This window comes from Massilia sp., from assembly GCF_046293535.1.
Taxonomy (GTDB): Bacteria; Pseudomonadota; Gammaproteobacteria; order Burkholderiales; family Burkholderiaceae_D; genus Telluria.
This window is the reverse complement of record NZ_JBKBOV010000092.1, coordinates 1-1,642: the sequence shown is the minus strand read 5'-3', so window position 1 is coordinate 1,642 and position 1,642 is coordinate 1. Positions and strand designations below refer to the sequence as shown.

3 protein-coding genes and 1 pseudogene are annotated in these 1,642 nt (G+C 71.3%); all 4 read right to left on the bottom strand.

All coding sequences use genetic code 11. The annotated features are described in order from the left end of the window. The coding region (locus ACK4S9_RS23245) for a type II secretion system protein (RefSeq protein WP_409730311.1) at positions 1–594 on the bottom strand (594 nt) is incomplete at its 3' end. A 1-nt stretch (position 595) separates the two neighbouring features. Further along, on the bottom strand, positions 596–982 hold the full coding sequence (locus ACK4S9_RS23240) for a type II secretion system protein (RefSeq protein WP_409730310.1): 387 nt from the start codon (positions 980–982) through the stop codon (positions 596–598). Between the two features lie 2 nt (positions 983–984). Continuing rightward, the gene (locus ACK4S9_RS23235) at positions 985–1,455 is read right to left on the bottom strand and encodes a type II secretion system protein (protein WP_409730308.1); all 471 of its coding nucleotides are present in this window, start codon (positions 1,453–1,455) and stop codon (positions 985–987) included. After that, positions 1,455–1,642, bottom strand: a pseudogene (locus ACK4S9_RS23230) (TraB/GumN family protein); the annotation flags it as partial. The pseudogene ACK4S9_RS23230 and the gene ACK4S9_RS23235, both read right to left, overlap by 1 nt.

Here is a 1,642-nt window from a genome sequence, read left to right as displayed (position 1 = left end):
CGGCTCCCGGGGCGGCGCGGGCGGAACGGTGCCTGGCTGCGGCTGAGGCGCGCCGCCCGGTTGCGGCGCGGCGCCCGGCAACGGCGGCATGCCGGGCGCCCCGCCGGTCGGCGCCAGCGGCGCCGCCGCGCCCTGCTGGTCGGCCATGAACTTCCAGTCGGCGATGCGTTCGCGGTTCTCGAAACCGGGGAAGCGCTTGTCGAAATTGGCCAGCTTGAGCGGCGCCGCCTGCGACAGGCTGTGCACGCCCAGGATGCGGCCGCCCTCGCCGGCGCGCACCAGGCCCCATTCCGCCTTGCCGCTGACCGGATCGACGAAGATCTTGCGCAGGTGCCGGCGCGGATTCGGGAAGCGCGTGTCGCGCAGCAGTTCCTGCAGGCTGGGTGGCTGGGGCGGCTGGCCGCGCGGGGTCGCCTCGGCATAGGTCCGCAGCGCCGTGCTGAACTGGTAGCCGATCTCCAGCAGCTCCTCTTCCGCATGGGCGCGCTGCAGGAGCGAACCGATCTTCAGCGTGGCCGCGCCGACCATGCCGAGGATGAAGACGAAGATGATCAGGCCGAGGTAGGTGAAGCCGGCCTGGCGTCGAAGGCCCATGCTACCGCTCCGCGTAGGGCCTGCCCTTGCGGTCGTTGCCCGGGGCGCCGCTCCTGACGTTGCCGACCTCGCCCTGCTCTTCCTCCTGCGGCGGCTCCACGATCCAGGTCTCGCGGCTCTCGGTGATCGGGTCCATCGGCAGCTCGCGCAGGTACTTCTTCTCCACCAGCTGCTCGAGCGAATCGGGGTAGCGCCCGGTATCGGCCCGGTACTGGTCGATGATCGCGCGCGTGTTGCGCAGGTTCTCCTCGAGGATGGTCTCCTTTGTGCTGTCGATGCTCGGGAAGAAGCGCGGCACGGCCAGCGTCAGCAGCAGGGCCACGATGCCCAGCACCACCAGCAGTTCGATCAGGGTAAAGGCGCGCAGGCGCACTGGCTTGGGGCTCATGCTCACCATTTGTTGTAGGGAATGCCGTTCAGGCCAGGCTTTTCCGACATCGAATACACGTCGTAGACGTCGTCGCCCTCCTTGGGCTCGTCCGGCTCGCTGGCGTAGCTGCGCTTGCCCCAGGTCTCGGCATTCGATGCCCCCGGGTCGGCATGGAAGGGATCGCGCGGCAAGCGGCGCATGAAGTAGATCTGGGCCTGCTTCGGGCTCTTCTGGTCGCGCACGCCCTCGACCAGCATCTCCAGGCGCGGCGGATAGCCGGTGCTGCCGGCGGCCTTCGCCACCCGGCCTTCGTCGCTGGCCTTCTTGTAGGCGTCGATGCCGGCGCGGATCTCGCGCAGGGCGCGGCGCAGCTCCACCTCGTCGCGGCGCTGGGCCGTGACCTGGGCCACCGGCACCACCAGCGTTCCCAGCAGGGCCAGGATCGCCAGCGTGACCAGCAGCTCGATGAGGGTGAAGCCGCGCTTGCCCATCAGCGCTGGGTGGCCGGGTTCGCGGGCGGGGGCGGCGCGACCGGGACCACCTGGAGGTTGGTGGCGGGGCTCGATGGCGGCGGGCCCGATTGCGGCGAGCCGCTCTGCGGGGTCGCCGGCAGCTGCGAGGGCGGCACCGAGACCGGGCCCTGCGGCGCCGCGGCGGCCGGGGCGGCGCCGTTGGCTG